Origin of the sequence: Methylorubrum sp. B1-46 (assembly GCF_021117295.1) — a bacterium.
In the GTDB taxonomy this organism is placed as follows: Bacteria; Pseudomonadota; Alphaproteobacteria; order Rhizobiales; family Beijerinckiaceae; genus Methylobacterium.
In genome coordinates, this window is sequence record NZ_CP088247.1 from 203,927 (window position 1) to 230,083 (window position 26,157).

The following is a 26,157-nucleotide window of genomic DNA, read 5'->3' on the forward strand; positions in this document are numbered from 1 at the left end:
GCACATGGGGCTTGTCCGGTACGGTCACCACCTGCCCGACTGCCAAGGAAAAGATCGAGACATGCGCGCCTCCCCTCTCCTCCTCGCCGCCGTCCTACTCGCCGGGTACGGCCTTCCCGCGCTGGCCACTCCGTGTGCGCAGCATGTCGGCGCCCTGCAGCGCCGCCTCGACAGCGTCGGCGCCGTGCACGTGGCCGGCCTGGAACCCGGTCATACCCTGACCACCGGTTCCGTAAAGGCCCTGCCCCGTGCCCTGGCGGACCAGCCCGGCGATCCGCAGCTCAGGCCCACCCGCGAGAACATCGCCGCCGCCCGCCTCTTGATCCGCGAGGCGTCGGCCGAGGAAGCGGAGGGTAACCAGCGCGCCTGCGAGAACATCCTCTCCGACGCCAAGCGCCTCATCGGCGCCCTGCCCTAGCCCCCCTCTCCGCCGAAGCGGATTCCGGTTCGCGCGAGCGCGCGCCTCGACAACTGTTCCAGTGCGGCATCGAAGGTCCGAGGCCTCTGTTTACATCCAGCGTTGCCAGCGAAACCCGCGAACACGCTTCTTCCTAGCCTCCGAGCGAGTCCGCCGCGTCAGAGGAAAGCCGGAACGCCCCCGCGCCGGCACCCAACAGGGAGCCACGACATGTCAGCGACCGCACTCTCCCCTCCCCCGACCTCCATGCCCGGTGCCTTGGAGACGTACCGGGCCTTCTTGGTGGCCCGGAACGGCAGGGTCACCGGGATGGTACCCCTGCAGGCAGCTTCCGAGGACGAGGCTCGCCTCCTGGCCCACGAGCTCGTCGAGGAGGAAGACGTGGTGGAACTCTGGGCCGGCCTGCGAAGCGTCGCGCGTTTCGAGGGCAGCGGCCGGCGCGGCCCACCCTCTTGATCGCGTTGGGGCGGCAAAGGGGTTCCAAGGGGAATCCTCTCGGCCGAACCGTTTGTTTGCGTCGGCGCAAAGAGCCGTCCGTGCAATCCACTACAAGGGCCGAGAAGGGGGCCGTCGCCATGGGGATCGGACCGGTCGTCGAGGCGATGGCGTCATGCCGGCGGCGGCACGCAGCCGGTGTGCGACCCGGACCCTGCAGGGGCGTCCACGGGCGGCATGCCGGATGCGGCCGCGCGCGGACACCAAACCGCAACGTTCGGCTTCGCCCGCGACGGACGGAGCCGTGCCGGGAGGCCGTCAGTGCGAGATCCGAAGGTCCAAGGGGAAGCGCCGCCACGAGCTGGTCTGTTGCGGGAGCTGCTGACCTTCCTGATCCTCGCGGTGCTGATCTGGCCCTTCATCGCAGTCGGAGTGGTCTCCGGCTGGGGCTTTCTCGTCTGGATGTACTACGCGTTTACCGGCCCTCCGGGGCCCGTCTAGGAGCGAACGATGGCACGTGAACAAGCCTCGTGGTCCCGGCGGGACCTACTGGGCGGTCGTCCGGCCGCGGGGGGCGCGGTGGGCGGCGAACACCATGTCAGTGGTCTCGTCGTGCATGCCCGGCCCGAGCGACTGGCAGAGGTGCTCGGCGCGCTCCGGGCGATGCCCGGCCTCGACGTGCACGGCGAAAATCCCGCCGGAAAGATCGTCGCGACCCTGGAGACCCCCACAGAGGACGACGTCGTGAGGCGGCTGGGCGAGATCGGGGATCTTCCCGGCGTCCTGTCCACCGCCCTCGTCTACCACCGCTTCGACTAGGCCCGTCGGCTGGCGAAGCCCCCTATCCAGGAGCCGCTCATGGACGTGTCCCGACGGACCTTGCTCAAGGCACAGGCCGCCGCCGCCGCCGCCGCGGTCGCCGGTGTAGACCTGCCGGCCCACGCCCAGAATCTTGCCGCAGGCGAGGATATCGCCCTGAAATGGTCGAAGGCGCCGTGCCGCTTCTGCGGCACCGGATGCGGCGTGATGGTCGGGGTGAAGGACGGCCGCGTGGTGGCGACGCACGGCGACATGCAGGCCGAGGTCAACCGCGGCCTCAACTGCGTAAAGGGCTACTTCCTCTCCAAGATCATGTACGGCGCCGACCGTCTCACGCAGCCGCTGATGCGCGTCCGCGACGGCAAGTTCGACAAGAACGCCGAATTGCAGCCGGTCTCCTGGGAACAAGCCTTCGACGAAATGGCCCGGCAGTGGAAGCGGGTCCTGCGCGAGAAGGGTCCGAAGGCCGTCGGCATGTTCGGCTCCGGCCAGTGGACGCTGTTCGAAGGCTACGCCGCCACCAAGCTCATGCGGGCCGGGTTCCGCTCGAACAACCTCGATCCGAACGCCCGCCACTGCATGGCCTCGGCCGCCGTCGGCTTCATCCGCACCTTCGGCATGGACGAGCCGATGGGGTGCTACGACGACTTCGAGCATGCCGACGCCTTCGTGCTCTGGGGCTCGAACATGGCCGAGATGCATCCGATCCTTTGGACCCGGATCATCGACCGCCGCTTGAGCGCGCCGCATGTCCGTGTGGCGACGCTCTCGACCTACGAGCACCGGACGACCGACCTGTCCGACCAGACCCTTATCTTCAAGCCGGGGACCGATCTCGCGATCCTCAACTTCGTGGCGAACTACATCATCCAGAACGGCGCCGTGAACCGCGACTTCGTCGAGCGTCACGTGAACTTCCGGATGGCCAACACCGACATCGGCTACGGCCTGCGGCCCGAGCACGTGCTGGAGCAGCGCGCCGCACACGCCAACGAGGCTGCGGTCTCCCAAGCGTCGAATTTCGACGCCTATGCCCGGATGGTGAGCGACTACACGCTTGAGAAGACTGCCGAGCTCAGCGGCGTGTCGAAGGAGCGCCTCCTGACGCTCGCGAAGCTTTACGCCGACCCAAAGACCAAGGTGATGTCGCTCTGGACCATGGGGTTCAACCAGCACGTACGCGGCGTCTGGGCGAACCACCTCGTCTACAACATCCATCTCCTGACCGGTAAGATCGCGGAGCCCGGGAACAGCCCGTTCTCCCTCACCGGGCAGCCGTCTGCCTGCGGCACGGCCCGCGAGGTCGGGACCTTCTCGCACCGCCTGCCGGCGGACATGCAGGTCAACAACCCCGAGCACCGCAAGAAGGCCGAGGAGATCTGGAAGCTGCCGCCGGGCCTGCTGAACGGCGAGATCGGCTACCACGCGGTGCAGCAGGACCGCATGCTCCGGGACGGCAAGCTCAATGCCTACTGGATCATGTGCAACAACAACCTCCAGACGGCCCCAAACACCAACAACGAGACCTATCCGGGTTACCGCAATCCGGCGAACTTCGTCGTCTGCTCCGATCCCTACCCCACCGTGACAGCCATGGCGGCCGACGTCGTGCTGCCGACCGCCATGTGGGTGGAGAAGGAGGGAGCCTACGGCAACGCCGAGCGCCGCACCCACATGTGGCGCCAACTCGTCAACGCGCCGGGCGATGCGCGGTCGGATCTCTGGCAGCTGATGGAATTCTCGAAGCGGTTCACCACCGACGAGGTCTGGTCGCCGGAAACCCTCGCCGCCCATCCGGAGTACAAGAGCAAGTCGCTCTTCGACGTGCTCTGGCGAAACGGCAACGTCGACCGCTTCGGCCTGGACGGGATCGCCGCGGACCACGAAAATTACGAATCCAAGCAATTCGGCTTCTACGTGCAGAAGGGCCTGTTCGAGGAGTACGCCGCGTTCGGGCGTGGCCACGGTCACGACATGGCGCCGTTCGACCGCTACCATGAGGTCCGCGGCCTGCGCTGGCCTGTCGTCGATGGCAAGGAGACGCGCTGGCGCTACCGCGAGGGCTACGACCCCTATGTCGAGAAGGGCAGCAGCGTTCAGTTCTACGGCAACCCGGACCACCGGGCGATCGTCATGGCGGCGCCCTACGAGCCCCCGGCCGAGTCGCCTGATCAGGAATACGACCTCTGGCTGGTGACGGGCCGCGTGCTGGAGCACTGGCACTCTGGTTCGATGACGATGCGGGTGCCCGAACTCTACCGGGCCTTCACCGGCGCTGTCATGTTCATGCATCCCGACGACGCGCAGAAGCGCGGCCTCCGGCGCGGCCAAGAGGTGCGCATCGTGTCGCGACGCGGCGAGATCCGCTCGCGCCTCGAGACGCGGGGACGCAACAAGATGCCGCCGGGCCGCATCTTCGTCCCGTTCTTCGACGCGAGCCAATTGATCAACAAGGCCACGCTGGACGCGACGGATCCGATCTCGAAGCAGACTGACTTCAAGAAATGCGCCGTCAAGGTGATCGGTGTGGCGATGACGGAACGTGGGGCGGAATGATGCGTCCTTTCCTGCTTTCCGCAGTCGCGGGCGTAACATGCCTCGTCGCGGGGGCGCTGTTCGCGCAGGAAGCCCCGCGGCTGACCGGTCCGGCGCCGTTCACCAAGGAGGCGGCTGCCCCGCCGATGCAGCGACAGATCACTGACGACGTCCGGCGCAAGCGCAACTACCCGGACCAACCGCCCCTGATCCCGCACGCAATCGAGGGTTACGCGCTCGACCTCAACGCGAACAAGTGCCTGTCCTGCCATGCGCGCAAGTTCACCGAGCAGTCGCAGGCGCCGATGATCAGCGTCACCCACTATCAGGACCGAGAAGGGAACACCTTGGGTGGCGTCTCGCCGCGCCGCTACGCTTGCCTCGCTTGCCACGTGCCGCAGACCGGCGCCCGTCCACTGGTGCCGAACACCTTCGTCGACATGGACGCGCTCGTCGAAGGCGAGCCGCGGGGGCGTTGAGATGGCGGCAATCGCGAAGGCATGGTCCTGGTTCTGGCTGAACCCTTGGGTGCAGACCGTCACGCGTCCGCCGGTCACGCTGTCGCTCGGCTTCCTGACCCTCGGCGGCTTCGTCGCTGGCGTACTGTTCTGGGGCGGTTTTAACACGGCACTCGAGCATACGAACACCGAAAAATTCTGCATCTCGTGCCACGAGATGAAGACGAACGTCTTCGCGGAGCTTCAGGGTACCATCCATTATTCCAATCGCTCGGGGGTCCGTGCGACTTGCCCGGACTGCCACGTGCCGCATCAATGGACCGACAAGATCGCCCGCAAGATGCAAGCCTCGAAAGAGGTCTGGGGACACATCTTCGGCTCCATCGACACCCGGGACAAGTTCCTGGACATGCGCCGGCACTTGGCCGAGCATGAATGGGCGCGGATGAAGGCCAACGACTCGCTTGAATGCCGTAATTGTCACAGCGCTCAGTCGATGGACGTGTCGAAGCAGAACCCACGGGCGGCGGCGGCGCACGAGAAGAGCCTGTTCACGGGCGAGAAGACCTGCATCGACTGCCACAAGGGTATCGCCCACAAGCTTCCCAACATGCAGGGGGTTCCTGGATGGCACTGATCGGGCGCAGGGCAGCTCTCGTCGCGCTTGTCCTACTTGCCGTGCAACCGGCGCGTTCCCGCGCGGACGACGATGCAGGCCGTTTCGTCGAGGAGGCCCACGCCTCGGCACTTTTCCAGGAGAGGATCTCTCGCGTCGCTGCGGCCAAAGCGACGCGGCCCGGCATCAAGGCACTGGCCGCGCGTGTCCGCGACTTCCGTTCCGCTCAGTTGCCGACGCTCGGTCGACTGGCTGCCGCGGTCGGGATCGAGGTGCGGGACACGCTCGACCTCGAACTGCGCAGCATCGTAGAGAACATAGAGCCGCTAGACTACCTGGCACTCTCTCGACGCTATGCAGAGGTCGAAGCGCAGGCCCTCGACAAGGAGATCGCCGCCTATGAGGGCGCCGCTCGCTCGAACTCTCAACAAGTCCGAGATTACGCCGCGGCGCACTTGGAAAGTTTGCGAGGCTTCGGCAAGGAAGTGCGTGATGAACTCGCGGCGGTCGGGCCATAGAAGCTATTTGCGGCCACGGGACTGGATCTGAAATCCCGCGCATGACCTAAGCGAGTAGCCCCTATGTGGTCGAACTTGCTCGCCCTCGCAAACCTCGGCTTGATCGGTGCGCTGAGGCAGGCTCGAGAGCAGAGACGCCGGCATGGTTCTATCGCAATCGTCGCCATCGTTGGATCTGCTTGGGGAAGCGCAGCGATCCTAAGCAGCCCATCTCACCTTGACCTGACCGGCTGGCTTTGGACCGGGCTGATTGAGAGGATCGGCCAGGACCGAAGGAGTCGAACATGCGGCGAGGTTAGAAGACGAGCGCAGAGCAGGTCGTGCTGAAGCTGCGCCAGATCGAGGTGCAGACCGCCCAGGGCAAGAGCTTGGCGCTGGCGTGCAAGGAGACAGAGATCTCCGAGCAGAGCTATTACCGCTGGTGCAAGGAGTACGGCGGCCTGCAGGTCGATCAAGCCCGGAAGATGAAGGATCTTGAGCGCGAGAATGCTCGGTTGCGCCGCCTCGTGGCGGATCTATCCCTGGTGGGTCAGGTGCTGGCGGGCGTCGCCTCGGGAAGCTTGTTCTCTATTCGGGGTTCATCGGTCAACTCCCCTGCGTGCTCATCCCTATCCAGTGCGTGAACGGTCCTGCGGAGTTCTTGCTTCTCTCCGGGGTCGGCGCGTGCCGCCTCATGATGGGATCAGAGGGAGTGGGTGGAGCTATTCTCAAGCCGCGCGCTCGGCAAGACCGGCGCTCGAGTTTCCTCGGTCTCACCCGCTCCCGTCGTCCCCGCAGGGACCTCCTCCACGCCGGAGGAGCTCGATGTTACTTGGTGGCGTCGGTGGACCTCAGGCCGCTGTCGTGGCCGACCAGCGGACGTCCGTCCCGTCGCGCCACATGCGGTGCAACACGATCGCCAGCTTGCGGGCAACGGCCACGAGGGCCTTCTGCATGCCCCGGCGCGTGGCTACGCCCCCCACACCTTCAGCCCTGACCACCGGCCGCGTGAGCCGGTCAGCAGCACGAGCGCGGCCTCGTAGAGCGCGGCGCGCATCATCCGATCCCCGCACTTCGAGATCCGCCCGACCCGCATCGTCTCGCCGGACTGGTAGAGCCGCGCCATCATCGCTCTGGCGTCCGAGTACGGGCGCTATGGCTACCGCCGCGTCACCGCGCTGCTGCGGGCAGCGGGCTGGCAGGTGGGCCAGGACCGGGTTCAGCGTATCTGGCGTCGCGAGGGGCTGAAGGTCCCCAGCCGACAGAGACCCCGCAGCCGCCTCTGGCTGAACGACGGCTCGGGCAAACGGCTGCGTCCGCTTCACCGTAACCACGTCTGGAGCTTCGACTTCGTACAGGCCCAGACGCACGATGGGCGGACCCTGCGCATCCTGACGCTGATCGACGAGCACAGCCGGGCATGCTTGGCGCTGAAGGTGGCGCGGCGCATCAACATCGTTGGCCGACGCGAGGAGCAAGATCGAGACGTGGCGGCGGCACTACAACGAGAGCCGTCCTCACACCGCCCTCGGGTGGCGAACGCCCCAGGAATTCGCCCTGGCGGCGGCCCTGCAACCCGCCGAATGAGGCCCGGAGGCTCACCTTTCGGCCGGACCAAAATACGGGGGACCCTTAGAACCAACGAAGTCTGGGCCACGCTTCATGTCCGACCGCATCTTCAACGGACGTCCGTTTCGAAGCTTGACCGTCGTCGATTACTACATGCGAGAGGCGCTCTCACCCACACCGAGAGCCAACTCCCGCGCTTTTCAAGTGACCGAGGCGCTGGACGCCTTGTTCCGGCTGCGAGGGCGCGCGAAGAGCCTACGGGTCAACAACGAACCATAGTTCGCCGGGCGCATGGTCGACCAATGGGCCGACCTGAATGGGGCCGAGATCGACTTCTCTCGACTAGGTCAGCCGACGGCGACGCCTATATCGAGTCGTTCAACGGCCGCCTACCAGCGAAGTGCCTGAACGCCTCGTGGTTCCTGCCGCTAGCGGATGCCCGCGAGAGCATTGAGGAATTGAGGTGCCACTACAACGACAATCGACCCCACACGGCCCCGGGTGGCTTGACGCCCCGAGCCCTCGCCAACCGAGCTGTCACAGTCGAGGGCACGCCGAGCACCACGGCGCCGATCGCCAAGGGTAACAAGATGCCGCCCTACGGCAGCAAGTCGGTGATCTGAGTGCTGGTCCAGTACGTTTGAACGTTCGACCTGCTTCTACAAGAGGCCCGCTTCAGCGGGCCTTTTCTGTTTGCGCATCATAAATGCGTGACTTCGACCGGGCGGATCGCCCGGCAAGCCGATCAGAGGAGCGACTCGATTGTAAGCCGGTGATGCCCCTCGTATCCCTCAGCGTGTCGCGGCTATCCTCGTTTTGGGCTTACCTGGCAACCGTGACCGAGGTCGTCGCCTCAAATCCATGGGTCGGAGCTTCCCTCCAGAAAACAGGCCCGAAGTCCGGCGAGGAAGAGCGTCCCTTCACGGACACCGAGATCGCCAAGTTGCTGCTTGGGCCCGCCTCCCCCCACATGCTCGACCTCATGTACATTGGTGCCCTGACCGGGGCGCAGGTCGACGCGATCGTAGTCCTCAAGTTCCGGGACACCGCCAAGCGCGTCATCCTGTTCCAGGCGCGCTACACGGAGAGGCGGGCCCGCTACGTGCCGATCCACCCTCTTCGTGAACCTGTCATCGCCAAGCGTTATGAGGGCAAGGCTCCCGAGGACGACGTGTTTCCCGAGTGACCGCCGGTGAGGAAGACAGGCTCCATTCGCGAGCGCTCCTTCAAGTTCTCCAATCATTTCACCGATTACACGCGTCTCGTCGGCGCGGACGAGATCGTGGCAGGAACGCGCCGTGCCCGCGTGAACTCCACAGCTTCCGGCGCTGGTTCGTCTCGCGGGCCGTGCAGGCCGCGGTGGAGGCTGCGATGATCTCCGCGATCGTCGGGCACAAGCACGGTTCGATCACACTCGACGTATACAGCGAGGGGACAACGATGCAGCGAGCCCGAAGGGCAGTCGCCAAAGTGAAGCTCCCTCCCCTCGACGGCAGCCCGATCCGTGAAATCCAGACGGTCCGGTCGCGAGTGCGGTCAGCATAAGTTGAACTCTGCGTCGTCCGCAGCTCTCGCCTGTATGGGAATGATTACGCCGAGGCCCGACTGGCTTCCGGAGATCCGATCTTTCGTTCAACGGCTTCCGACAGGCCCAGTCCGGCTCTACGAGCGGAGTCTCCGCGGTTGGCAACGACACTGTGGATGAAGGCGATCACGATGACACCGCCACCATAGGCTGAGATCAACCACTCCGGCACGTGCGTCACGGCGGCAACGAACATGAAAGCGGACAAGCCACCGATGGCCCAGAATGCACCCGGCTCTAGGTAGCGGTACTCCGCCAGCGACTTGGTGTCGAAGAACAGAAGCGTCAGCGAGCGTACGAAAACCGCACCGACGCCAAGCCCCACAGCCACGACGAGAATGTTGTTCGTGATGGCGAAGGCGGCGATCACGCCATCGAACGACATGCTTGCATCGAAAATTTCCAAGTAGAGGAACATGCCGAGGCCGCCTGTCGCCATGGCTTGTCCGCCTGCGGCACCCGACCTCTCCTGCATGCGCAAGTCGATGGCCTCAAGTCCCTCCTTGATGAGGTCGACGGTGATGTGTGTCCCAATGCCGGCCATGGCGGCAACGAAGAATGCGACTCCCTTACCCTCTGGCATCAGGTAGGCCGTAAAGCCAGCCGCGACGCCCGTGATCAGGATCTGGATTCCTTCCAGATGGCCGAGATGGCCCAGTACGGACTCGACCCCTGGGAGCCAATTTCCCTCGCGCTCGGAATCGATGAAGAACTTCAGGAAGATCATCATCAGGAACGCGCCGCCGAAGCCCGATACGATCGCGTGGCTGGAGATCAGGATCTGCGCGAACCGTCCCGGATCGGCATAGGCTAGGTGCGAGGCCTCGGACAGGGAAATGCCACCGAGCCAGCTAACGATCTGGATGGGTAGATAGAAGCGCATCCCGAAGACGGCGATGAAGATGCCAACCGTGATGAAAGCCTGTCGCCAGAACGGGGACATACGCTCCATCACCTTGGCGTTGACGATGGCATTGTCGAAACTGACAGCCAATTCCATGACGGCCAAGACCATCGCTAGAGGTAGGAGTGCCAAGCCTCCTTTCGAAAAAGCGAGGGCAACGAACATCAGCGCTGACAGCCCGATGGCGTACCGGAAATACTTCAAATTCGCGGCCACGACGGCCTCCGCATGTTACTGGTTCGGCGCATGCCGAGGCAGCTTCAGATTCTACTCGATACCGATTTGGTGGCGCTTGCGTCTGCCGTTATGGGGGCGGCCTGTAAGCAATCATTCGCCCGGAGGCATCAAGGTCGATATAAGCCCGAGCGCCGCGTCGACCCTGGACGCGAAAGACCATGGCATCCCGCCGGAAATCGTCGAGCTTGAGTTCGTTGCCGACCGCGTCGACGAACGTTTCCTCCCGACCTCCAACATCACGGATGCCATGGGCGTCCATGAAAGCAAGGTTGTCTCGTTCAAGGGCAAAGGTGCGTACCCGCCTTCCTCGCTGCGCTAAGCCGACGAGGAGCCCGATCACGGCCGAAGCTGCGTGGACCAGGAGGGCGATACCGAGGAGCCCTCCAGTACCCGAATTCGGCTGTCCCTGCTGTGGCTGACCCAAGACGGCGACCAGGATCACACAGAGGGTCAAGCTTCCCGCCGCAGCGAGTATTGCACCGATTACGCGGAGGACCGATGGCGAGTGGTGCCCCCTCGATAAATTCCACGCTGCGTAGCCCGTCCCTCCGGCCACTGCCACGAAGGCGATGACCGGCAGGATCCATTCCTTGCCCTTACGGTAGAGGTCGCGCCCTGCGCTCCAGCCGAAGCCAGCGGCTGCCGACCCTGCTGCGATCGCCGCGAGGCCACGCAGCGCTCCTGAAGAAGACGCGGCCAACGTTCGGCTCTCAGGCGTTGATGCCGTAGGACCGGGCAAGGTCCCCGAGGCCACCCGCGAACCCTTGTCCGACAGCCTTGAACTTCCACTCGCCATTATGGCGATAGACCTCACCGAACACCATCGCAGTCTCGGTCGAGGCGTCTTCCGACAGATCGTACTTTGCGAGTTCCGCGCCCCCGGCTTGGTTGACCACGCGAATGTAAGCGTTTTGCACCTGCCCGAAATTTTGGCTTCTCTCCTTCGCTTCGTGGATCGTAACGGCGAACACGAGGCGCGTAATCGCTTCTGGAACCTTGGCAAGATCGATCTTCACGACCTCGTCGTCGCCGTCGCCCTGCCCCGTCGTGTTGTCGCCCATATGCTCGACGGAACCATCTGCGGACTTCTTGTTGTTGTAGAAGATGAACGCCGCATCACCGGCGCATTTCCCGTCGGCTCCCAGCAGGAACACGGAGGCATCCAGGTCGAAGGGCTTGCCGTCCGAGACGCGGTTATCCCACCCAAGGCCTGCGAGAATGGCAGAGAGGCCGGGGGCTTCCTTGGAGAGCGAGACGGTGCCCCCCTTGCTAAGGTTCACAGGCATGGTGCGATACCTTCTTGGGTCGTGTATAGGATGACTGGCGGGACGGGGGTGGACTGGGTCGCGCCCTCGGGGGGCGATAGTGGTAAAATCAGCAATCAGCCGACGTTGATTCCGTACTGGGTTGCCATTGCCTTCAAGCCACCGGCGTAGCCTTGTCCGATTGCCTTGAACTTCCACTCGCCGCCGTGGCGATAGATCTCACCGAACACCATCGCGGTCTCCGTCGAGTAGTCTTCGCCGAGATCGTAGCGGGCAATCTCGCGGCCGGTGTCCTCGTTCACCACGCGAATGAACGCGTTCTGGACTTGACCGAAGTTCTGGCTTCTCTCGCTCGCCTCATGGATCGTCACGGTGACCGCAAGCCTCTGCACATCGGAGCCGACCTTGCCGAGAACGACGCTGATCTTCTCGTCGTCCCCGTCACCCTCGCCGGTGCGGTTGTCCCCGTGGTGCTTCACCGACCCGTCGGCCGATTCCTTGTTGTTGTAGAAAATGAACCCTGCATCATTCGAACACCGGCCGGTATCGCCGAGCATGAAGAGTGAAGCGTCGAGGTCGAAATCCTTCCCATCCGTCTTGCGATTGTCCCAGCCAAGCCCGATCAGGATCTTGGAAAGGTTTGGTTCCTCCTTGGACAGGCTGACATTGCCGCCCTTGCTGAGGCTCACGGCCATCTTGATCCCCTTTTCTCGTGGATTGCTGGAGGCGCCCTTGGAGCGCCCGTCACTGACAGGACCCGATCGTGGCCCTGGACCTGGAACGATATTCCGGTGAGGAGACGCCTCTTCCAGGGTCCCCTATTCACCCCTTCAAAGTTCGAAGTCGGCCGGTGACAGGCCAAGCTCACGGCAGGCCTTACGCACCAAGTCCTTCTCCTTGTCGTCGAAGGTACCGTCCGCACCGCCGACCATGATGCCGATACGGATCAGCTGGCGGGCCGCGGCTGGGTCATTGCGAAGTGCGCCGACGTACTTCATCGCCTCTGCAAGACCGATTTCGGCGTCGAAGTCATACTTGCCCTTCAGCTCATCGAAAAGCGGCTGCACGGTGTCCCATTTAAAAGCCTTTAAAGCCTCCAGGTTCTGGAACACGCCATAAAGTTTGCGCTTCTCGTCCTGGTCGATAGTTCCGTCCGCTGCAGCAATGGCCACACCGATGGCGACTGCGCCCTGCATGAACTTTCGATTGTTGAAGCGGGCAATTTCCCCCTTGAGCGCAGACGATGCTGCCTCGCCTTGTGCCTTGATCCAATTCAGTGCGCTCATCGTTCCGCTATCCCTCGAAACGTTGCGTATGTCCGCCGTGAAACCTTGTCAGGCAGCAACTTGATTTAGTTTTTCGAACCCGCTTTCCAGCGCAGTCCCCAACCATAAGCGGTATCCATGTCGTCGTGTCCACGGAAGTAGGCGACCTCTCGGGAGATCCGCATTTGGCCTGCGTCGTTCTCAATCAACGCCACAGCGCACATGCGTTTGGCGTTTGATCCCTCTTCCATACGGACTTCGACTGGGCCCTCGCCCGGGACCCGCACGGTCACCACACCGTCGGTACGACCCCAGTTGGGCACACCGTCGTAAATAAACGCGAAAACGAGCAGACGCTGGATATTGGTGAAGTACCGACCGTTCACCCGCATCCACTCACCGTCGACAGAAGCGCCGGAGCGATCGTCCGAATCGAGCGCCACGAATGGCTCCTGGTTGAGCCGGCCGAAACTGTTCCCTAGCGCCTGGACGCAGCCGATCGATCCGTCGGTTAACTCGTAGAGGCAGCCGAGATCGAGGTCGATCCCGCCACCACCGCGCTGGAGTAGCCCGGAAAGTCCGCCGGTCTTAGCCCTGCTCCAGTTGAGGTTGACTGTCACATCTCCGTAGTCTGACCGCTTCTCCAGCGAAACGGTCGGACGTTCCTTGGTCAAGCTGACCTTGGAAAGATTAATCGGCTTCGGTGTCGGCTGCACGATGGGTGCCGATGCGGGAGGGGCAACAGGTTGCGGCTTAGGTGCTGGGGGCGGAAGCGCCGCTGCGGTATCCTCCACGTCAACGCCGTAGGCACTCGCCAGAGAGGCAAGGCCGCTGGCAAAGCCCTGTCCGACCGCCTTGAACTTCCAGCCTGCGTCCCGGCGATAGAGTTCGCCGATAACCAACGCGGTCTCGCCGTTGGATGCTGGAGGTGGAATGAATGCGACGGCATCGCCTTGGGCCGATTGAACGGAGATGCGGAGGCCTGCGATCCTTCCGAAATGCATCCCGGTCTCCCGGGCACCGTGTATCGTTCCGCTGAAGGCCACTCGCTGAACGCGATCCGGAAGTGACGCCGTCTTGATGTGGAAGACGGAGGCGTCGCGGTCGGGCACATGGCCGGGCACGCGCTCGAAGCGAACGGCGCCATCGCCTTTCTGGCCATAGAAAATCATGTCCGCGTCACCCGACACGCGCCCGTCCGCGCCAAGCAGGAAGGCGGCTGCGTCGATTTCCTCGAGACCCGGTGTCGAAGCCCATTCCACGACAACCGTGAGGTCGCCGGCGGGCACAGGGGCGTTCCCGCCCATCGTGAGAGTGGTCATGTCGGCGCTCTTCCTGGGGGGCGGCTCAGAGACATTCCCGGGCAGGCCCTACAAGATCGGCCGCCGTCCGTCCGTGTGCGGCCCGGCCTATCGCCTGCATATGTGTAGGGCGGTGACAAAACCATCCACTGGAGCGTCGGCTTTGTGCTGATGCGGGCGGTGTAAAAGCCGGCCAGTGGAGAGGCTTCTCTTTCGAGAGGAGCCGAGGATGTTCGTCGTGGAAGTCTACGCAGCCGTTCGGCAGTTCGTGTTCATCGAGGGCCAGTCCCGGCGTGAGGCGGCTCGGGTCTTCGGGTTGAGCCGAGAGACGATCGCCAAGATGTGTCGGTTCTCGTTGCCGCCGGGCTACACACGCTCGAAGCCGGTCGAGAAGCCGAAGCTCGGGCCTCTTCTGCCAGTGATCGCGGCGATCCTTGAGGCGGACCGGACTGCACCGCTCAAGCAACGCCATACGGCCAAGCGGATCTTCGAGCGCCTACGCGACGAGCACGGCTATGCCGGTGGCTATACCGTGGTGAAGGACCACGTACGGATCTGCCGAGCACGGGGGCAGGAGACTTTCGTGCCGCTCGCCCACCCGCCCGGCCATGCCCAGGTCGATTTTGGCGAGGCGGTCGCCACCATCGCTGGCGTGCGCCGCAAGATCCATTTCTTCTGCATGGATCTGCCGCACTCCGACGCCTGCTTCGTGAAGGCGTATCCGCGGGAGACCACCGAAGCTTTTCTCGACGGGCATGTCGCCGCCTTCGCCTTCTTCGGCGGCGTGCCTCTGTCGATCCTGTACGACAACACCAAAATCGCAGTGGCCAAGATCTGCGGCGACGGACAGCGTGAGCGTACGCGCGCCTTCACCGAGTTGGTGAGCCACTGCCTGTTCCGGGATCGCTTCGGCCGTCCGGGCAGGGGCAACGACAAGGGCAAGGTCGAGGGGCTGGTCAAGTTCGCCCGGTCCCACTTCATGACCCCGGCTCCGGAGGCGGCCTCGTTCGAGGCGCTGAACGCTGACCTGGAGCGCCGCTGCCGAGCTCGGCAGAACGAGTGCGCCGGGCGGCATCCCGAGAGCATCGGAACGCGGCTCATGGCCGATCGAGTGGTTCTGCGAGCCCTGCCGGCGGTGCCGCTGGAGCCGTGCGAGAAGAGGGCCGGGCGCGTCTCGTCGACCGCGCTGGTGCGCTATCGCGGCAACGACTACTCGGTGCCGACCACCTACGGCTTCCGGGACGTGCTGGTGAAGGGCTTCGTCGAGGAAGTCGTGATCCTGTGTGCGGGGGTCGAGATCGCCCGGCACCCGCGCAGCTACGGCAGCGGCGTTTTCGTCGCCGAACCTCTGCACTACCTCGCGCTGATCGAGACCAAGCCGAACGCCCTCGACCAAGCCGCGGCACTCCAGGGCTGGGATCTGCCCGAGGCGTTCCAGCACCTGCGCCACCTTCTGGAGGCGCGCATGGGCAACCGCGGCAAGCGCGAGTTCATCCAGGTGCTGCGCCTGATGGAGGCGATGCCGAAGGACCTCGTGGCCTGGGCCGTCACCGAGGCGATCCGGCTCGGGGCGATTGGCTTCGATGCGGTCAAGTTGATCGCGCTGGCCCGTCTCGAACGGCGGCCGCCTCGGCTCGACTTGTCGGCCTACCCGCATCTGCCCCGGCCTGCGGTGCGCGCGACGATGGCCGCCGACTACACGGTGCTGGTGCCGGAGGTGGCGGCATGAGCGTGAGCGGCGATGAGACGACACCGGGCGTCCTGCTCGCCCATCACCTCAAGCAGTTGAAGTTGCCGACGGTCCTGCGCGAGTACGACAAGGTCGCCCGGGACTGCGCCCGGAGCGGCCTCGACCACCCCCGCTATCTGCTGCGGCTGGTTGAGCTGGAACTGATCGACCGCGAACGGCGCATGGTCGAGCGCCGGATCCGGGCGGCACGCTTCCCGGCGGTGAAGAGCCTCGACACCTTCGACTTCGCCGCCATCCCGAGCCTGAACAAGATGCTCGTGCTGGAGCTGGCGCGCTGCGGCTACGTCCTCGGTCGGGAGAACGTCATCGCGCTCGGCAACTCCGGCACCGGCAAGACGCACATCGCCCTGGCTCTCGGACTGGCAGCCTGCCAGAAGGGCTTCTCGGTCACGTTCACCACGGCGGCCTCGCTGGTCAACCAGCTCATGGAGGCGCGTGACGAGCGCCGCCTGCTCCGGCTTCAGAGGGAGCTGGCCGCGGTGAAGTTGCTGATTGTCGATGAACTCGGCTACGTGCCGCTGTCGCCGACGGGGGCCGAGCTTTTGTTCGAGGTCCTGTCCCAGCGCTACGAGCGCGGCTCGACGGTGGTGACCTCGAACCTTCCGTTCGAGGACTGGACCTCGGTCCTGGGCTCGGAGCGGCTGACCGGTGCGCTGCTGGATCGGCTGACCCATCACGTCAGCATCCTGAGCCTGAACGGAGACAGCTACCGCCTCAGATCCTCCCGCAGCCGGCGGGGCCGCACAGACAGGGCGGAGCAAAACCAGGCCACCCTTGATGACCCTGATCCCGCGACGGGCGAGATCCGGCCAGCCTGACCTCACGATCCGCGACAAACGATGAAGAGGCCCGATCGGGCCCCTTCATCGTTCAGGCTGTCCGCAGTCCGTGGCCTGGTTTTACTCCGCCACGGCGGCCTAAAATTGGTCCGCCCTTTACAGCCAGGCCGACCGCCACCGGCACCTCGCCGCGTGCCAGCGTCAGCGACACTAACGTCTGGCAGTTGGCGGTCTTGCCCAGCGTCGTGGCATATTGCGGCGCCACCCCGACGGAGCGGTTGCCCTTCTTCGGCAACGCGGTGTCGTCGACGACCAGGACCGCATCCGCCCCGCCGACAAGGCGATCGGCCTCGCCGAGCAGCGCCCGCTGCAGCGGACCCTCATCCCAGATCCCGGCCGCGATGAAGTGGTGTAGCCGGTCGTAGGAAACCCCATCGGCCCGAGCCGCCATCGGCTGGACGCTCTTGCGATCACCCAGGCCGATGAGCCCGGCCACGTAGGATGGGCACATCGCCCGGCGTGCCGGATGCGACAGGCCAGCCAGGAACGGTTGCAGCCATCGATCCAGATCGTCGCGCCATCCGCCCGCATCCGACATCGCGATCACCCACGTCTATCGCCGTGGCATGCGAAGCCGCGAACACCCGCTGCGTTCCCTCAACCTGCCAAAGTAGTGCTAGGTCGCGGACTCATTAAGCTCGCAGCCAGAGTGCTCCGGTAAGATGCGGACTCACCCGTTTAGCGTAAGACCGTATTGCATTTTGCGCTACATTTCCCTATCTTGCTGCCAAGGAGTCAAGCCATGGCCAGCACAGCAGAACGCAAGGAATATCCCATCTCGATGCGATTGCCGGAGTCGGATGTCGCGATGATCGATCGAGCGGCCACGCTGCGGGGTCGCTCGCGCACCGACTTCGTGCGCGACGCCGCCGTGCGCGCTGCCGAGGAAGTGGTCATGGAACAAAGCTTCATCCGCATGAGCCCGGAAGGGTTCGCCGGGTTCATGGAGGTTCTGGCCGCCCCCGCAATGCCGGTCCCCGCGATGGTAAAGCTGGCCAAGCGTCCGGCGCCCTGGGAACCCGGTTATGAACCGAAGCGGTAAGCCGTGCCCCTATCGGCTCCCGAACCGATCACGGCCGCGCATGACGTCTCACAATTCTCCTGCGGCAAGCCGACGCTCGATCACTGGCTGAAAACCCGCGCCCTGTCGAACCAGACGAAGGGCTTTACCGCCGTTCTCGTGGTGCATGAGGCCGGGCGGGTTGTCGGCTATTACGGTCTGGCGCCGACGGCGGTGGTGCCCGCCGTTCTGCCGCGCGCGGTCCGCACCGGACAGCCGCCCGATCCGGTTCCCTGTCTGCTTCTCGGCCAGCTCGCCACGGACGAAGCTTGGGTGGGGCAAGGGATAGGCACCGGTCTCGTCAAACATGCGCTCCAGCGCTGCGTGCAAGCAGCCAGCCTGGTCGGCGGACGGGCCTTGATGGTGAATGCCATCGATGACGACGCTGCACAGTTCTGGCAGCGGCGCGGCTTTTTGCCGACGCACGATGATCCGCTCGTTCTCTTCCGGTCCATCGCGGCGATCGCTGCCTCGCTGACGCAGGCGTAAAATCGCGATGGCTCAGGAAGACGATTTTCTCGCCTCGAAATACGTCGAATACCGCAAGGCTTTCAACGAAACCAAGGCATTCGCACCCTTCATGCCCTATGGGTGGTTCAAGCCGCCCCAGACAGTCCGACTGGATAGCGAGTTCGGCCTTCAACAAATGGCCTATCGCGATCTCGCGGATGATGCCGCACGCGACCTCGCAAACGGGATCAATCACCTGATCGGCCTTACCATGCGTCTGGAAGCATGGGGCAGCGTCATGGAAGGGCTCGATGTCCGAGAGACGGACCAATTACTGCACGAGTTCGTGCAGGATCTGGCTTCGACGGCGCTGCTCAGCCCATACGCGCTCAAGGCCAGGTTCTACTTTGCAATCGCGCATCTGTCCCATCAGGCGAACTGCGTTTCCCAGGGAGACGGATGGACGGACGATCTCGCAACTCTACCGGAGGATTGGGGCATCAAGGAAGAGGCGGCGGTCAAGGCCGCAAAACCCTGGCGCACTTGGAAGAAGCTGAACCGGGCGCTCAACACCGTCGATATGGGCGACTACAAGACAGCCACGGATGATTTCAGGAGCAAGCACACTCACAGGTTCACGCCACGGGTCGAACTTGGGCTATCCCAATCGATCAAGCGTATTTGGGCAAAGGGCGGAAAGGCGCCCTCCTATGGAATAGGTGGCACACCGCCGCTCAAGCTGGACGCGGTTCTTCAGGAACTGAAAACCCAATGCGTTCGCCTGTCAGGATGTTACGCGGAGTTTCAGAAGCTTGTCGCAGAGCAGAGCGAGGCGTTGTTCGGGAATGCCTGCGAACCGTTGCCCCTATAATCGAGGCAGGTGACACTGCGCATACTTGGCGTCGACGCGAACTCTGCCGCGTACCGCGGCGAGGCCAACCTGGGCAGGATCGTCACCGATTGAACCATCGCCGTCGCGCCCCGCCTGCAAGCTCCAGGCGGGGCGCTTTCGCATGGTCGCATCGCGGCAGGATCACAAGGCGATCAGGATTCACGGAGGCCAGGCCCATCGGCCTTCATATCCTGATCCGTCCCTGCGCCCGGCCGCCGCTCCGCTCTCGCCGGGCCGGTGGCTTGGGGGCTCTGCCCCCTGGCGCGGCGCAAGGGATCCCTGACGCTCGACCGAGGCGGTCTCCCCAGCCTTCCTCCACGTCGTTCCTCCGTTCCGTGCAGGCCGGGTGATCCCCCTCCGGCCCGGTCGCTCTTGCACCTTTCTACCCCGGTCTCGCCGACGGGCAGGGTTGCAGCGCAGCGCTGCGCCCCAACCCAAGCCCATAGGAGAAAGACCATGTATCACCAGCTCGCCACCCGGTTCGGCCGCAACTCCCATCAGATCTGCGGGCGCGAGCCGCTGGATAACGAGGCGCTTTATCGTCACGTCCCGTCGAACGGTTATTGCGAGAGCTTCAACGGCAAACTGCGCGACGAGTGCCTGAGGCAGGAGATCTTCTACTCGCTCAAGGAAGCCCAGACTGTGATCGCCCTCTGGCAGACCACCTACAACCGTGTCCGACCGCACTCGTCCTTGGGCTACCGGCCGCCCGCGCCTGTCAGCTTTCCCGATCTGGCCTTCCGCCTACCCTTGGCAGCGGCCATGCAGTAGCCTCTCACTCGGCTCGGTCCAAAATACCGGTCAGGTCAATCAAGGCTTGGAGGTCGTCCTGCGGATAGCTCGCCACGTCTCCGCGGCTAGGGTCCCCGATCTCGAGGATGAGGCAGTCGCGATCGGTGCGGTTCTCGAGATGGTGGGCCGTCCCATTTGCAGGGAAGCCTGCCACCATGCCCGGCCGCAATTGCATCTCGTCGGCGTCCGTGAACAGCGTCGGCTCACCTTCGAGGATGTAGATGAGTTCGTCCTGGCGCGAGTGGCGGTGGTGGAGAGCCGACACCGCGCCTGGCCGCAGCCGTGTGAGGTTCACCCCGAAGTTCCTGAGGCCGAACAGGTCACCCAGCGGCTGCTTGATCCGTCCCTCCATTCGTGAGGTGAAGAGCTCGGGGTAGTTGCTCGGCTTGTCCCGGACCGGGGCATTGGCGGCGAAGATGGCCGGACAGTCGTTGGTCATCGCGAAGCCTCCGTGTCGCAGCGGCACGGAGGCGTGGCATGGACGACCGCTTCCGGCCAAGGATTTCTGCCGTCGCGCAGCCAGCCCAACGCGTTTGTCCAGAACGTGCCGCTCCAGCTGGCATGGAAAAGGCCGAAGTGGCCGATGCTCGCCGTCGCACCCAGCTCTGCCGGCGTCAGCTGGACCTGCGTCCGCGGACTGGAGGTGTAGTAGCCGAGTCCCCGACGGATCGCCGATGGCGTCCCGAACTCGTCGTCCGTGGTTCCGACGGCCAGTATCGGAGCTCCGACGGCCGCTAAGCGGGCGAGGATCGCCTCACGCTGGCCCGGCGGATAGCTCAGCTCCATGCGGGCACGACGGAAACTCCACTCGTACGCCACGCCGGCTGGGAGATCTTCGAGCCAGCCGAGCCGGCGCCCCGGGAAGTAGCCCGCGAGGGCCGTCACGGCCGGCATCGCGAGATGCCACTTCGCCACCATGCGGAGCCGGCTGCCAGCGGCGTAGTCGGGCCAGTAGGCGAACTGGGCGCCGACGGTGAGGAAGCGGTCCACGCGGTCGGCGGCTTCCGCGAAGCCGGGAAGGAAGCCGCCGATGCTGTGTCCGACGACGGACAGCGGCCCGCCCCGGCATCCGTTCGCCCATCTGACGACGGCATCGAAGTCCAGCTCGCCCCAATCCCGCCAGCGGATGCCGCGCGCCTTCAGGGTGGCCGGTCGAGATGCGCCGATTCCGCGGTAGTCGTAGGTCAGAACGTCGAAGCCGTGTCCGGCGAGGAAGCGTGCGTAGGCGTGATAGTAGCGCGCAAGGACCCCGGTGGCCGGATTGACGACGACTACGCCCGGGATCGGCTCCCGCCGCGGGTCGGCGCGCCAAAGGTGGCCGTGCAGCAGGTAGCCGTCCCGGCACCGGATCGCGACCGCCTCGGCGAGGACGCGTCCGACGGTGCCGGCGGCGTCGATCACCGGCGTCATCACGCTCGCGCCGGCATGGGCGGCGTGGCGGGGACCGGCCGGTCGTCGATCGGGAAGTGAAGCAGGGCAGCGATCAGGCCCGCGAGAGCTGTGGCGGCCCAGACCGGGCCGTAGGAACCGGTCGCATCCAGTACGACCCCACCGAGCCACGCGCCGAGGAACGATCCGATCTGGTGGCTCAAGAAGACGATGCCGAAGAGCGTGCCGAGATGGCGGACTCCGAACACCTTCGCCACGAGACCGCTCGTCAGCGGGACGGTGCCGAGCCAGGTCAGGCCCATGGCAGCAGCGAAGAGCAAGACGACGGCTTCGGACTTGGGCGCAAGGGCGAAGGCACCGATCACGGCACCGCGGATCAGGTAGAGCCATCCGAGGACGTGCTGCTGACGGAAGCGGTCGCCGAGCCAGCCGCAGCCCCAGCTTCCCGCCATGTTGAAGAGGCCGATCAGGGCGAGCGCCGTCGCGCTCAGACCCGCCGGCATGTGGCAGAGGGAGAGGTAGCCCGGCAGGTGCGTCGCGATGAAGGCGAGCTGGAAGCCGCAGGTGAAGAAGCCGAGCGTGAGAAGCTGGTAGCCGGGGTTTCGGCAGGCCTGCACGAGCACGTCGGACAGATGGCCGTCCGTCGCCTCGACGTCGGCCGCCGATCGACGGCCGCCGCGGCCGAGCCAGACGCCGAGGGGGGCGACCGCGAGGATGATGCCGGCAAGGGCGAGAAGGGCTGCCGTCATGCCTGCGGCCGACGTCATCGTCTCGGCGAAGGGCACGAGCAGAACCTGACCCACCGAGCCGCCCGCGCTCGCCAATCCCAATGCCGAGCTTCGCTCCGCGGGCGAAGCCGCCTGCCCGACCGCCGTCAGCACGACCCCGAAGCTCGTGCAGCTGATGCCGATGCCGACCATCAGACCCATCCCCAGCAGCAGCATCGGGCCCGACGGCGCTAGGGCGGCGAGCGCGAGGCCGCCCGCGAAGACGAGGGCGCCGAGGGCGACGACCGGTGCGACGCCGTAGCGGTCCGCCGCCGCCCCCGCAAAGGGCTGGGCGAAACCCCAGACGAGATTGTGGAGAGCGATTGCGAGGGCGACCGTCGCCACCGGGATCCCTTGGTCGAAAGAGAAAGGCCCGAGGAACAAGCCGAAGGTCTGCCGGATCCCCATCGCGCCGCTCAGAACCAGGGCTGCGGCCGCCACGACGAGCCTCGTGCTTCGCCTGCGTCTCGGTGACATCCACCTGCTTGGAAACTCTGCCATCGGACGGCTCCTCCGGCGGGAAAGGTCGCAAGCGGGTGCCGGCGCGGCAAACGAGAAGATTTCCACCACCGATGAGCAACGTTCACGAGGGGGCGGAGCCTCGTCGCGGCAGCCGGGCCGAGCTTAGCCGACGGAGGGATGCGCGGCCGGAGACGAGTGCTCAGCTTGATCCGACGCGAAGGCTTCGGCCTTCGCCAGCAGCCAGTCCTTGAAACTGCGGAGATCCTGGTCATGCTCGACCCTGTCCGAGCTGACGAGCCAATAGGTCGTCGCGGCTGGGACGGCCTTCCCGACTTTGACGAGTATCCCGTCACGAAGTTCGCGCTCCATGAGCGCAGTTCGCCCGAGGCTAACGCCCAGGCCCGCGGCAGCCGCCTCGAGCGAAAGCTGAATTGTATCGAAGTGCATGGTTCCGTTCGGGGAGAGCTCGGCTGCTCCCGAGGCGTCGAGCCAAGCCTGCCAGTCCTCGCTGAGGGAGTTGACGTGGAGTGTCGTGGCGCGGGCCAAGTCGATCCCGTCTTCCGTATCGGCGACGGCTTCGCGATAGCGTGGGCTGCAGACGGGAACCAGCCATTCTCCGAACAAGCGCGTCCAGTGCCTTGTCGAAACCGGGATACGACTCATGCGAATGGCGAAGTCGAAGCCGTCGACGGGAAAGCCGACCTGTCGGTGCGAGGTGTCCATCGTGATCGCGATCCTGGGATACCTAGACCGGAACTCATAGAGCCGCGGCAAAAGCCACCGCGAGGCGACGGTCGGCGCAGAGCTGATCGCGATGGATCTGCCGGAATGCGGAGTCGGCAGTCGCTTTGTCCCGACGATGATGAGCGACAAGGCCTCGGACACATAGGTGAGGTAGTCTGCCCCTTCACGTGTCAGCGAGAGCTTGCCCGCCTCCCGCAGGAACAGCTTGACGCCCAGAGAGTCTTCCAGGCCGACGATGCCATGGCTGACGGCGCTTGGCGTCACGTTCAGTTCGGCCGCTGCCCGCGTGAAACTCAGATGGCGACCGGCGGCATCGAATAGCCTGAGGGTCGAGAGCGGTGGGGTACGTATTCGCATACGTCCTCCGGGGCGGCGTGAGACGAGCTAAGCGTAGCAGGTGTTCAGCTTCCGACACCAGCCTCGAAGAGGCACCGCGCGCTTGGGTCTGTTATCTGGCGGGCGCCCGACCTGCTCTAGCTGCGTCGGAAGCTGTGGTCGGCGGATCGGGTCAGGGGCATGCAGCGGGAGGGCTCGCGCAAGTCGGGAAACGATCTGAATCGGGAGGCGGGTCAAGTCTCAAGAAGATAGGCCCTCGCGTCCGCCTCGGCGTTCGGCCGTGGGACGAGGCCGCGCAATCGCCGTCCAGGCCTCGCGCGTGCCGCCCCGTGCGAAAGAAGGCCGCCTCATTTGTCCGGCAGGGCGAGCCGCAGCGACTTCGCCACCTGCTCCCGGTGGAAATCGGACACGCCGGCCTCTGCGGCGAATTCCGGCCATCGCCGGACCGCCTGCACGACCTCGTCGAAGATGGCCACCGCGCGGCCGCGCCTCAGGGATACACGGCGCCCGGTCTCTCGGAAGTCTTCGACGGCGAAGCCGTCCCACTTGCCGTTGACCGACATCTGGTGCTTCGAGGTCCAGTCCCCGAGCGGGTTGTACGACCACGTGATGTCGTAGGCTGGGGACAGGCTCCACGTGCCGTCTCGATCCATCAGGAAGGCGATGTTCTTGACGTGGTCGTCCTGGTTACGCCCGACGACGTTGAAGGCCATCCGGCGGAATTGCTCCTCGACCGCGTCCATGCCGAGATCGAGTTGTCGGATGGCGAGGAACGCTTGGTCGTAGGAGTGCGTGCGCGGCTGGTTGAAGTCGAGGTGCGCCAACGCCGCCAGCGACTGCATGTGCAGCTTGCCGCCGCCGTCCTCCCGGTCGAAGCGGCGGGTCATGAAGTGCCGCCGTCCGTTCTCCTCGAGGATGCGGGTGTCGCCCATGGCGACGCCCGCCGCCTGGGCCATCAACGAGTAGGCGTACTCGATGGCCCCGTAGCCTTGCGGGTCGCGCAGGTCCTTGTCGCCGTTGCCGGCCACACCGTCGAACTTCAGGAGCCAGTAGCCGAAGCCCGGCTCGGCCACGGCTTGGCCCGATCGCACTTCGTTCGTGTCCGGGTTCCAGGCAATGACCGCCTTGGCCCGGGCTCCGCCGGCCGAGGTCCCGATGAGCAGGATCTCGCGCAGCGCGGCCTCGCGCGACCCTTCCGCGAACGATTGGGCCAGAGCCGCGCGATTGGAGAGCACGTCGGAGGCGAGCTGGACGAGCGCATCGAGGTGGACGGTCTGCGACTTGCCTGAAGAGGGTCCCTTCACAGGCGCGAACTCCAGGGCGCCCATGCCGCGGGTTCCGATGTAGCAGAGGCGCTCGACGGCGTCGAAGCTTTCCGGGGCGCGGCCCTGCGAGGCGAGCCACGCGTCGATGACGGCGTTGCCGTACTTATCGGGCAGGCTGTCCGCGAGCATGCCCGGCAGCCCGTGGAATGCCTTCCGGTCGAGTTCGGGAAACGAGAACGGCGCCTCCCCGCGCGGCATCTTGAATGGGGAGAGCTCGACGTCGATTGGAGCGGCGACGAAGTCGGGGTCGTACTGGAAGGCGGCGACGCCACCTTGGGCGTCGAGCGAGACGGCACCGATGTCGGTGCCCCAGAGGCGGACGGTGGCGACGGTCACCGCGCGTCGCCCCAGGACCACGCCTTGCCGGAGCCCTTGGCCGCCGTCTTGGTGCGCGAGGCGACCCGGGGCTTACCGGCGCCCACGGCGGCCGCCCCCCCCTTGGCCACCGCCTTGGCCGCGGTGCCGGACGCGCGTTTGCGCTGGCGCCCTTGGAGCTTGGCCTGCTGGATCGGGCTCGGGCCGACCTCGGGCACGAGCCGGTCGAGGCCGTCGAACAGGTCGAGGGCGCGGATCACCTTGACCACGTTCGCGAACTGGCTCGACCCGCCCTCCTCAAGGCGCTCGATCGTCCTCTTGGACACGCCCGCCCGAGCGGCCAGCTCGGCCTGAGTGAGGTTCCGCTGCAGGCGCCTCTGCATGAACCGATTGCCGATCTCGCCGAGCGTGGCATCGTCGGTCAGGAGGGGGGATAGATGCATGACTCGTCACATCCGGCGAATTGGTGGAGGAAACACAGATAATTCGCCTCTTATGACGATTCAATGCCGATACGGGATTATTCGCCTAGAATGGCGAGTTATCCCACTAAACGGGCACATCTCGCCTTATATGGCGAATTCCCGGATGGTGCGAGGATTGTACGTGAGGGGTGAGATCGAGGCGCAGACCGGGGCCGCCCATGGATGGCTCACTCCCGCCCCGGAAGTGCAGACCGAGCAGGTACCCAACCTCAAGGGCGGCCGGAAGCGCGATCACCGGAGCCTCTTCCACATGGCCCCGCAACGCCGCGCTGGCAGGCATCGTCGGTACCCGGCAGCCGCTCCCGGCTGCTGCGCAGGCAAACCTGCGCCTCCTTGGCAGACGTGGTCAAGTCGCGTCGGGACAAGGCCTCTCGTACACCGTCCTCACACGGAGGCACTGAAAGCGTTCGCTATGGGCTGGGCCATTTCGCGACCTGCTCGCGCATGTAGGCTTGTGGACTGCACCCGAACTGGGTGCGGAAGGCGTACACGAACGCTGACGTCGACCCGTAGCCGAGTTGCAGCGTTCACGCTGAAGGGCAGGTGCCAGACGGCCCGAGACGCGAAAAGCCCCGCCCAGCCGAAGCCGGACGGGGCCATGTCACTGAGCATCTACGCCGGCAAAGGTCAGAGATCGGCGAGCTTCT

29 protein-coding genes and 5 pseudogenes are annotated in these 26,157 nt (G+C 65.1%); 20 read left to right on the plus strand and 14 right to left on the minus strand.

What is annotated here, in order from left to right; translation table 11 throughout:
* Positions 1 to 61 precede the first annotated feature (61 nt).
* The 9 genes from LPC10_RS01055 to LPC10_RS25620 all read left to right on the plus strand — a co-directional run bounded on the left by LPC10_RS01055 (position 62) and on the right by LPC10_RS25620 (position 6,422).
* Positions 62 to 418, plus strand: coding sequence for a hypothetical protein (locus LPC10_RS01055; protein WP_231345076.1), 357 nt, complete (start codon positions 62 to 64; stop codon positions 416 to 418).
* A 210-nt stretch (positions 419 to 628) separates the two neighbouring features.
* Positions 629 to 874 carry a hypothetical protein gene (locus tag LPC10_RS01060; RefSeq protein WP_063987349.1) on the plus strand — a complete coding sequence of 82 codons (246 nt, stop codon included), beginning with the start codon at positions 629 to 631 and terminating at the stop codon, positions 872 to 874.
* 348 nt (positions 875 to 1,222) lie between these two features.
* Complete coding sequence (locus LPC10_RS01065) at positions 1,223 to 1,354, plus strand: periplasmic nitrate reductase, NapE protein (RefSeq protein WP_370644622.1); 132 nt, start codon at positions 1,223 to 1,225, stop codon at positions 1,352 to 1,354.
* A gap of 9 nt (positions 1,355 to 1,363) precedes the next feature.
* Positions 1,364 to 1,672 (plus strand): chaperone NapD, encoded by a 309-nt coding sequence (locus tag LPC10_RS01070; protein WP_082912045.1) that lies wholly within the window; start codon positions 1,364 to 1,366, stop codon positions 1,670 to 1,672.
* Positions 1,673 to 1,711: 39 nt separating this feature from the next.
* Positions 1,712 to 4,228, plus strand: coding sequence for a nitrate reductase catalytic subunit NapA (gene napA, locus LPC10_RS01075; RefSeq protein WP_231345077.1), 2,517 nt, complete (start codon positions 1,712 to 1,714; stop codon positions 4,226 to 4,228).
* On the plus strand, positions 4,228 to 4,686 hold the full coding sequence (locus LPC10_RS01080; RefSeq protein ID WP_370644709.1) for a nitrate reductase cytochrome c-type subunit: 459 nt from the start codon (positions 4,228 to 4,230) through the stop codon (positions 4,684 to 4,686). The genes napA and LPC10_RS01080 overlap by 1 nt, the downstream gene beginning before the upstream one ends.
* A 1-nt stretch (position 4,687) precedes the next feature.
* Entirely contained in the window at positions 4,688 to 5,302 is a 615-nt protein-coding gene (locus LPC10_RS01085) for a NapC/NirT family cytochrome c (RefSeq protein ID WP_231345079.1), read from the plus strand.
* The gene (locus LPC10_RS01090; protein ID WP_231345081.1) at positions 5,293 to 5,799 is read left to right on the plus strand and encodes a DUF4142 domain-containing protein; all 507 of its coding nucleotides are present in this window, start codon (positions 5,293 to 5,295) and stop codon (positions 5,797 to 5,799) included. Before LPC10_RS01085 ends, LPC10_RS01090 begins: the two co-directional genes overlap by 10 nt.
* 320 nt (positions 5,800 to 6,119) lie before the next feature.
* Positions 6,120 to 6,422: a transposase gene (locus LPC10_RS25620; RefSeq protein WP_063987356.1), complete on the plus strand. Its 303-nt coding sequence runs from the start codon at positions 6,120 to 6,122 to the stop codon at positions 6,420 to 6,422.
* Between the two features lie 207 nt (positions 6,423 to 6,629).
* Here LPC10_RS25620 and LPC10_RS01100 read toward each other — a convergent pair.
* Positions 6,630 to 6,898 (minus strand): annotated as a pseudogene (locus tag LPC10_RS01100) (transposase); the annotation flags it as partial.
* Positions 6,899 to 6,902: 4 nt separating this feature from the next.
* Between LPC10_RS01100 and LPC10_RS01105 the strand changes: the two are divergent.
* The 4 genes and pseudogenes from LPC10_RS01105 to LPC10_RS01115 all read left to right on the plus strand — a co-directional run.
* A pseudogene (locus tag LPC10_RS01105) lies at positions 6,903 to 7,229 on the plus strand (IS3 family transposase); the annotation flags it as partial.
* A 7-nt stretch (positions 7,230 to 7,236) separates the two neighbouring features.
* Entirely contained in the window at positions 7,237 to 7,365 is a 129-nt protein-coding gene (locus LPC10_RS25625; protein ID WP_114415977.1) for an integrase core domain-containing protein, read from the plus strand.
* Between the two features lie 386 nt (positions 7,366 to 7,751).
* A pseudogene (locus LPC10_RS25630) lies at positions 7,752 to 7,802 on the plus strand (hypothetical protein); the annotation flags it as partial.
* 380 nt (positions 7,803 to 8,182) lie between these two features.
* Positions 8,183 to 8,533 (plus strand): hypothetical protein, encoded by a 351-nt coding sequence (locus LPC10_RS01115; protein ID WP_231345082.1) that lies wholly within the window; start codon positions 8,183 to 8,185, stop codon positions 8,531 to 8,533.
* Positions 8,534 to 8,936: 403 nt separating this feature from the next.
* Here LPC10_RS01115 and LPC10_RS01120 read toward each other — a convergent pair whose 3' ends face one another.
* Positions 8,937 to 10,052, minus strand: a complete 1,116-nt coding sequence (locus tag LPC10_RS01120; RefSeq protein WP_231345083.1) for a DUF475 domain-containing protein — start codon at positions 10,050 to 10,052, stop codon at positions 8,937 to 8,939.
* A gap of 76 nt (positions 10,053 to 10,128) precedes the next feature.
* Here LPC10_RS01120 and LPC10_RS01125 point away from each other — a divergent pair, with 76 nt between their 5' ends.
* Entirely contained in the window at positions 10,129 to 10,392 is a 264-nt protein-coding gene (locus LPC10_RS01125; protein ID WP_231345085.1) for a hypothetical protein, read from the plus strand.
* 391 nt (positions 10,393 to 10,783) lie between these two features.
* On the opposite strand, the gene LPC10_RS01130 is transcribed toward LPC10_RS01125, so the two are convergent.
* The 4 genes from LPC10_RS01130 to LPC10_RS01145 all read right to left on the minus strand — a co-directional run bounded on the left by LPC10_RS01130 (position 10,784) and on the right by LPC10_RS01145 (position 13,925).
* Positions 10,784 to 11,359: a TerD family protein gene (locus tag LPC10_RS01130; RefSeq protein WP_231345087.1), complete on the minus strand. Its 576-nt coding sequence runs from the start codon at positions 11,357 to 11,359 to the stop codon at positions 10,784 to 10,786.
* Positions 11,360 to 11,454: 95 nt separating this feature from the next.
* A complete protein-coding gene (locus LPC10_RS01135; protein ID WP_231345088.1) occupies positions 11,455 to 12,033 on the minus strand; it encodes a TerD family protein in 579 nt (192 codons plus the stop codon).
* A 135-nt stretch (positions 12,034 to 12,168) separates the two neighbouring features.
* Positions 12,169 to 12,624 carry a tellurite resistance TerB family protein gene (locus LPC10_RS01140; protein ID WP_231345089.1) on the minus strand — a complete coding sequence of 152 codons (456 nt, stop codon included), beginning with the start codon at positions 12,622 to 12,624 and terminating at the stop codon, positions 12,169 to 12,171.
* Positions 12,625 to 12,689: 65 nt separating this feature from the next.
* A complete protein-coding gene (locus tag LPC10_RS01145) occupies positions 12,690 to 13,925 on the minus strand; it encodes a TerD family protein (RefSeq protein WP_231345090.1) in 1,236 nt (411 codons plus the stop codon).
* A gap of 208 nt (positions 13,926 to 14,133) precedes the next feature.
* On the opposite strand from LPC10_RS01145, the gene istA reads away from it, so the two are divergent.
* Positions 14,134 to 15,633, plus strand: a complete 1,500-nt coding sequence (gene istA / locus LPC10_RS01150; RefSeq protein ID WP_012778770.1) for an IS21-like element ISMdi7 family transposase — start codon at positions 14,134 to 14,136, stop codon at positions 15,631 to 15,633.
* Entirely contained in the window at positions 15,630 to 16,472 is an 843-nt protein-coding gene (gene istB / locus LPC10_RS01155) for an IS21-like element ISMdi7 family helper ATPase IstB (RefSeq protein WP_003596510.1), read from the plus strand. The genes istA and istB overlap by 4 nt, the downstream gene beginning before the upstream one ends.
* A 124-nt stretch (positions 16,473 to 16,596) precedes the next feature.
* Here istB and LPC10_RS01160 read toward each other — a convergent pair.
* Positions 16,597 to 17,031 (minus strand): annotated as a pseudogene (locus tag LPC10_RS01160) (transposase); the annotation flags it as partial.
* Positions 17,032 to 17,235: 204 nt separating this feature from the next.
* On the opposite strand from LPC10_RS01160, the gene LPC10_RS01165 reads away from it, so the two are divergent.
* The 4 genes and pseudogenes from LPC10_RS01165 to LPC10_RS01180 form a co-directional block, all read left to right on the plus strand.
* Entirely contained in the window at positions 17,236 to 17,535 is a 300-nt protein-coding gene (locus LPC10_RS01165; protein ID WP_063987364.1) for a DUF1778 domain-containing protein, read from the plus strand.
* 3 nt (positions 17,536 to 17,538) lie between these two features.
* Entirely contained in the window at positions 17,539 to 18,042 is a 504-nt protein-coding gene (locus LPC10_RS01170; RefSeq protein WP_063987365.1) for a GNAT family N-acetyltransferase, read from the plus strand.
* Between the two features lie 7 nt (positions 18,043 to 18,049).
* Positions 18,050 to 18,874, plus strand: a complete 825-nt coding sequence (locus tag LPC10_RS01175) for a hypothetical protein (RefSeq protein WP_063987366.1) — start codon at positions 18,050 to 18,052, stop codon at positions 18,872 to 18,874.
* A 576-nt stretch (positions 18,875 to 19,450) separates the two neighbouring features.
* Positions 19,451 to 19,666, plus strand: a pseudogene (locus LPC10_RS01180) (transposase); the annotation flags it as partial.
* Positions 19,667 to 19,670: 4 nt separating this feature from the next.
* Here the strand turns inward: LPC10_RS01180 and LPC10_RS01185 are convergent.
* The 7 genes from LPC10_RS01185 to LPC10_RS01215 form a co-directional block, all read right to left on the minus strand.
* Complete coding sequence (locus tag LPC10_RS01185) at positions 19,671 to 20,126, minus strand: cupin domain-containing protein (RefSeq protein WP_063987368.1); 456 nt, start codon at positions 20,124 to 20,126, stop codon at positions 19,671 to 19,673.
* Complete coding sequence (locus LPC10_RS01190) at positions 20,123 to 21,097, minus strand: serine aminopeptidase domain-containing protein (protein ID WP_231345091.1); 975 nt, start codon at positions 21,095 to 21,097, stop codon at positions 20,123 to 20,125. The genes LPC10_RS01185 and LPC10_RS01190 overlap by 4 nt, the downstream gene beginning before the upstream one ends.
* Positions 21,097 to 22,284 (minus strand): MFS transporter, encoded by a 1,188-nt coding sequence (locus LPC10_RS01195; RefSeq protein WP_231345092.1) that lies wholly within the window; start codon positions 22,282 to 22,284, stop codon positions 21,097 to 21,099. Before LPC10_RS01195 ends, LPC10_RS01190 begins: the two co-directional genes overlap by 1 nt.
* A 183-nt stretch (positions 22,285 to 22,467) precedes the next feature.
* Entirely contained in the window at positions 22,468 to 23,406 is a 939-nt protein-coding gene (locus tag LPC10_RS01200; RefSeq protein ID WP_063987371.1) for a LysR substrate-binding domain-containing protein, read from the minus strand.
* Between the two features lie 326 nt (positions 23,407 to 23,732).
* Positions 23,733 to 25,046 carry a type II toxin-antitoxin system HipA family toxin gene (locus LPC10_RS01205; RefSeq protein WP_063987395.1) on the minus strand — a complete coding sequence of 438 codons (1,314 nt, stop codon included), beginning with the start codon at positions 25,044 to 25,046 and terminating at the stop codon, positions 23,733 to 23,735.
* The gene (locus LPC10_RS01210; protein ID WP_063987372.1) at positions 25,043 to 25,468 is read right to left on the minus strand and encodes a helix-turn-helix domain-containing protein; all 426 of its coding nucleotides are present in this window, start codon (positions 25,466 to 25,468) and stop codon (positions 25,043 to 25,045) included. Before LPC10_RS01210 ends, LPC10_RS01205 begins: the two co-directional genes overlap by 4 nt.
* 452 nt (positions 25,469 to 25,920) lie before the next feature.
* Complete coding sequence (locus LPC10_RS01215; protein WP_231346937.1) at positions 25,921 to 26,001, minus strand: hypothetical protein; 81 nt, start codon at positions 25,999 to 26,001, stop codon at positions 25,921 to 25,923.
* Positions 26,002 to 26,157 lie beyond the last annotated feature (156 nt).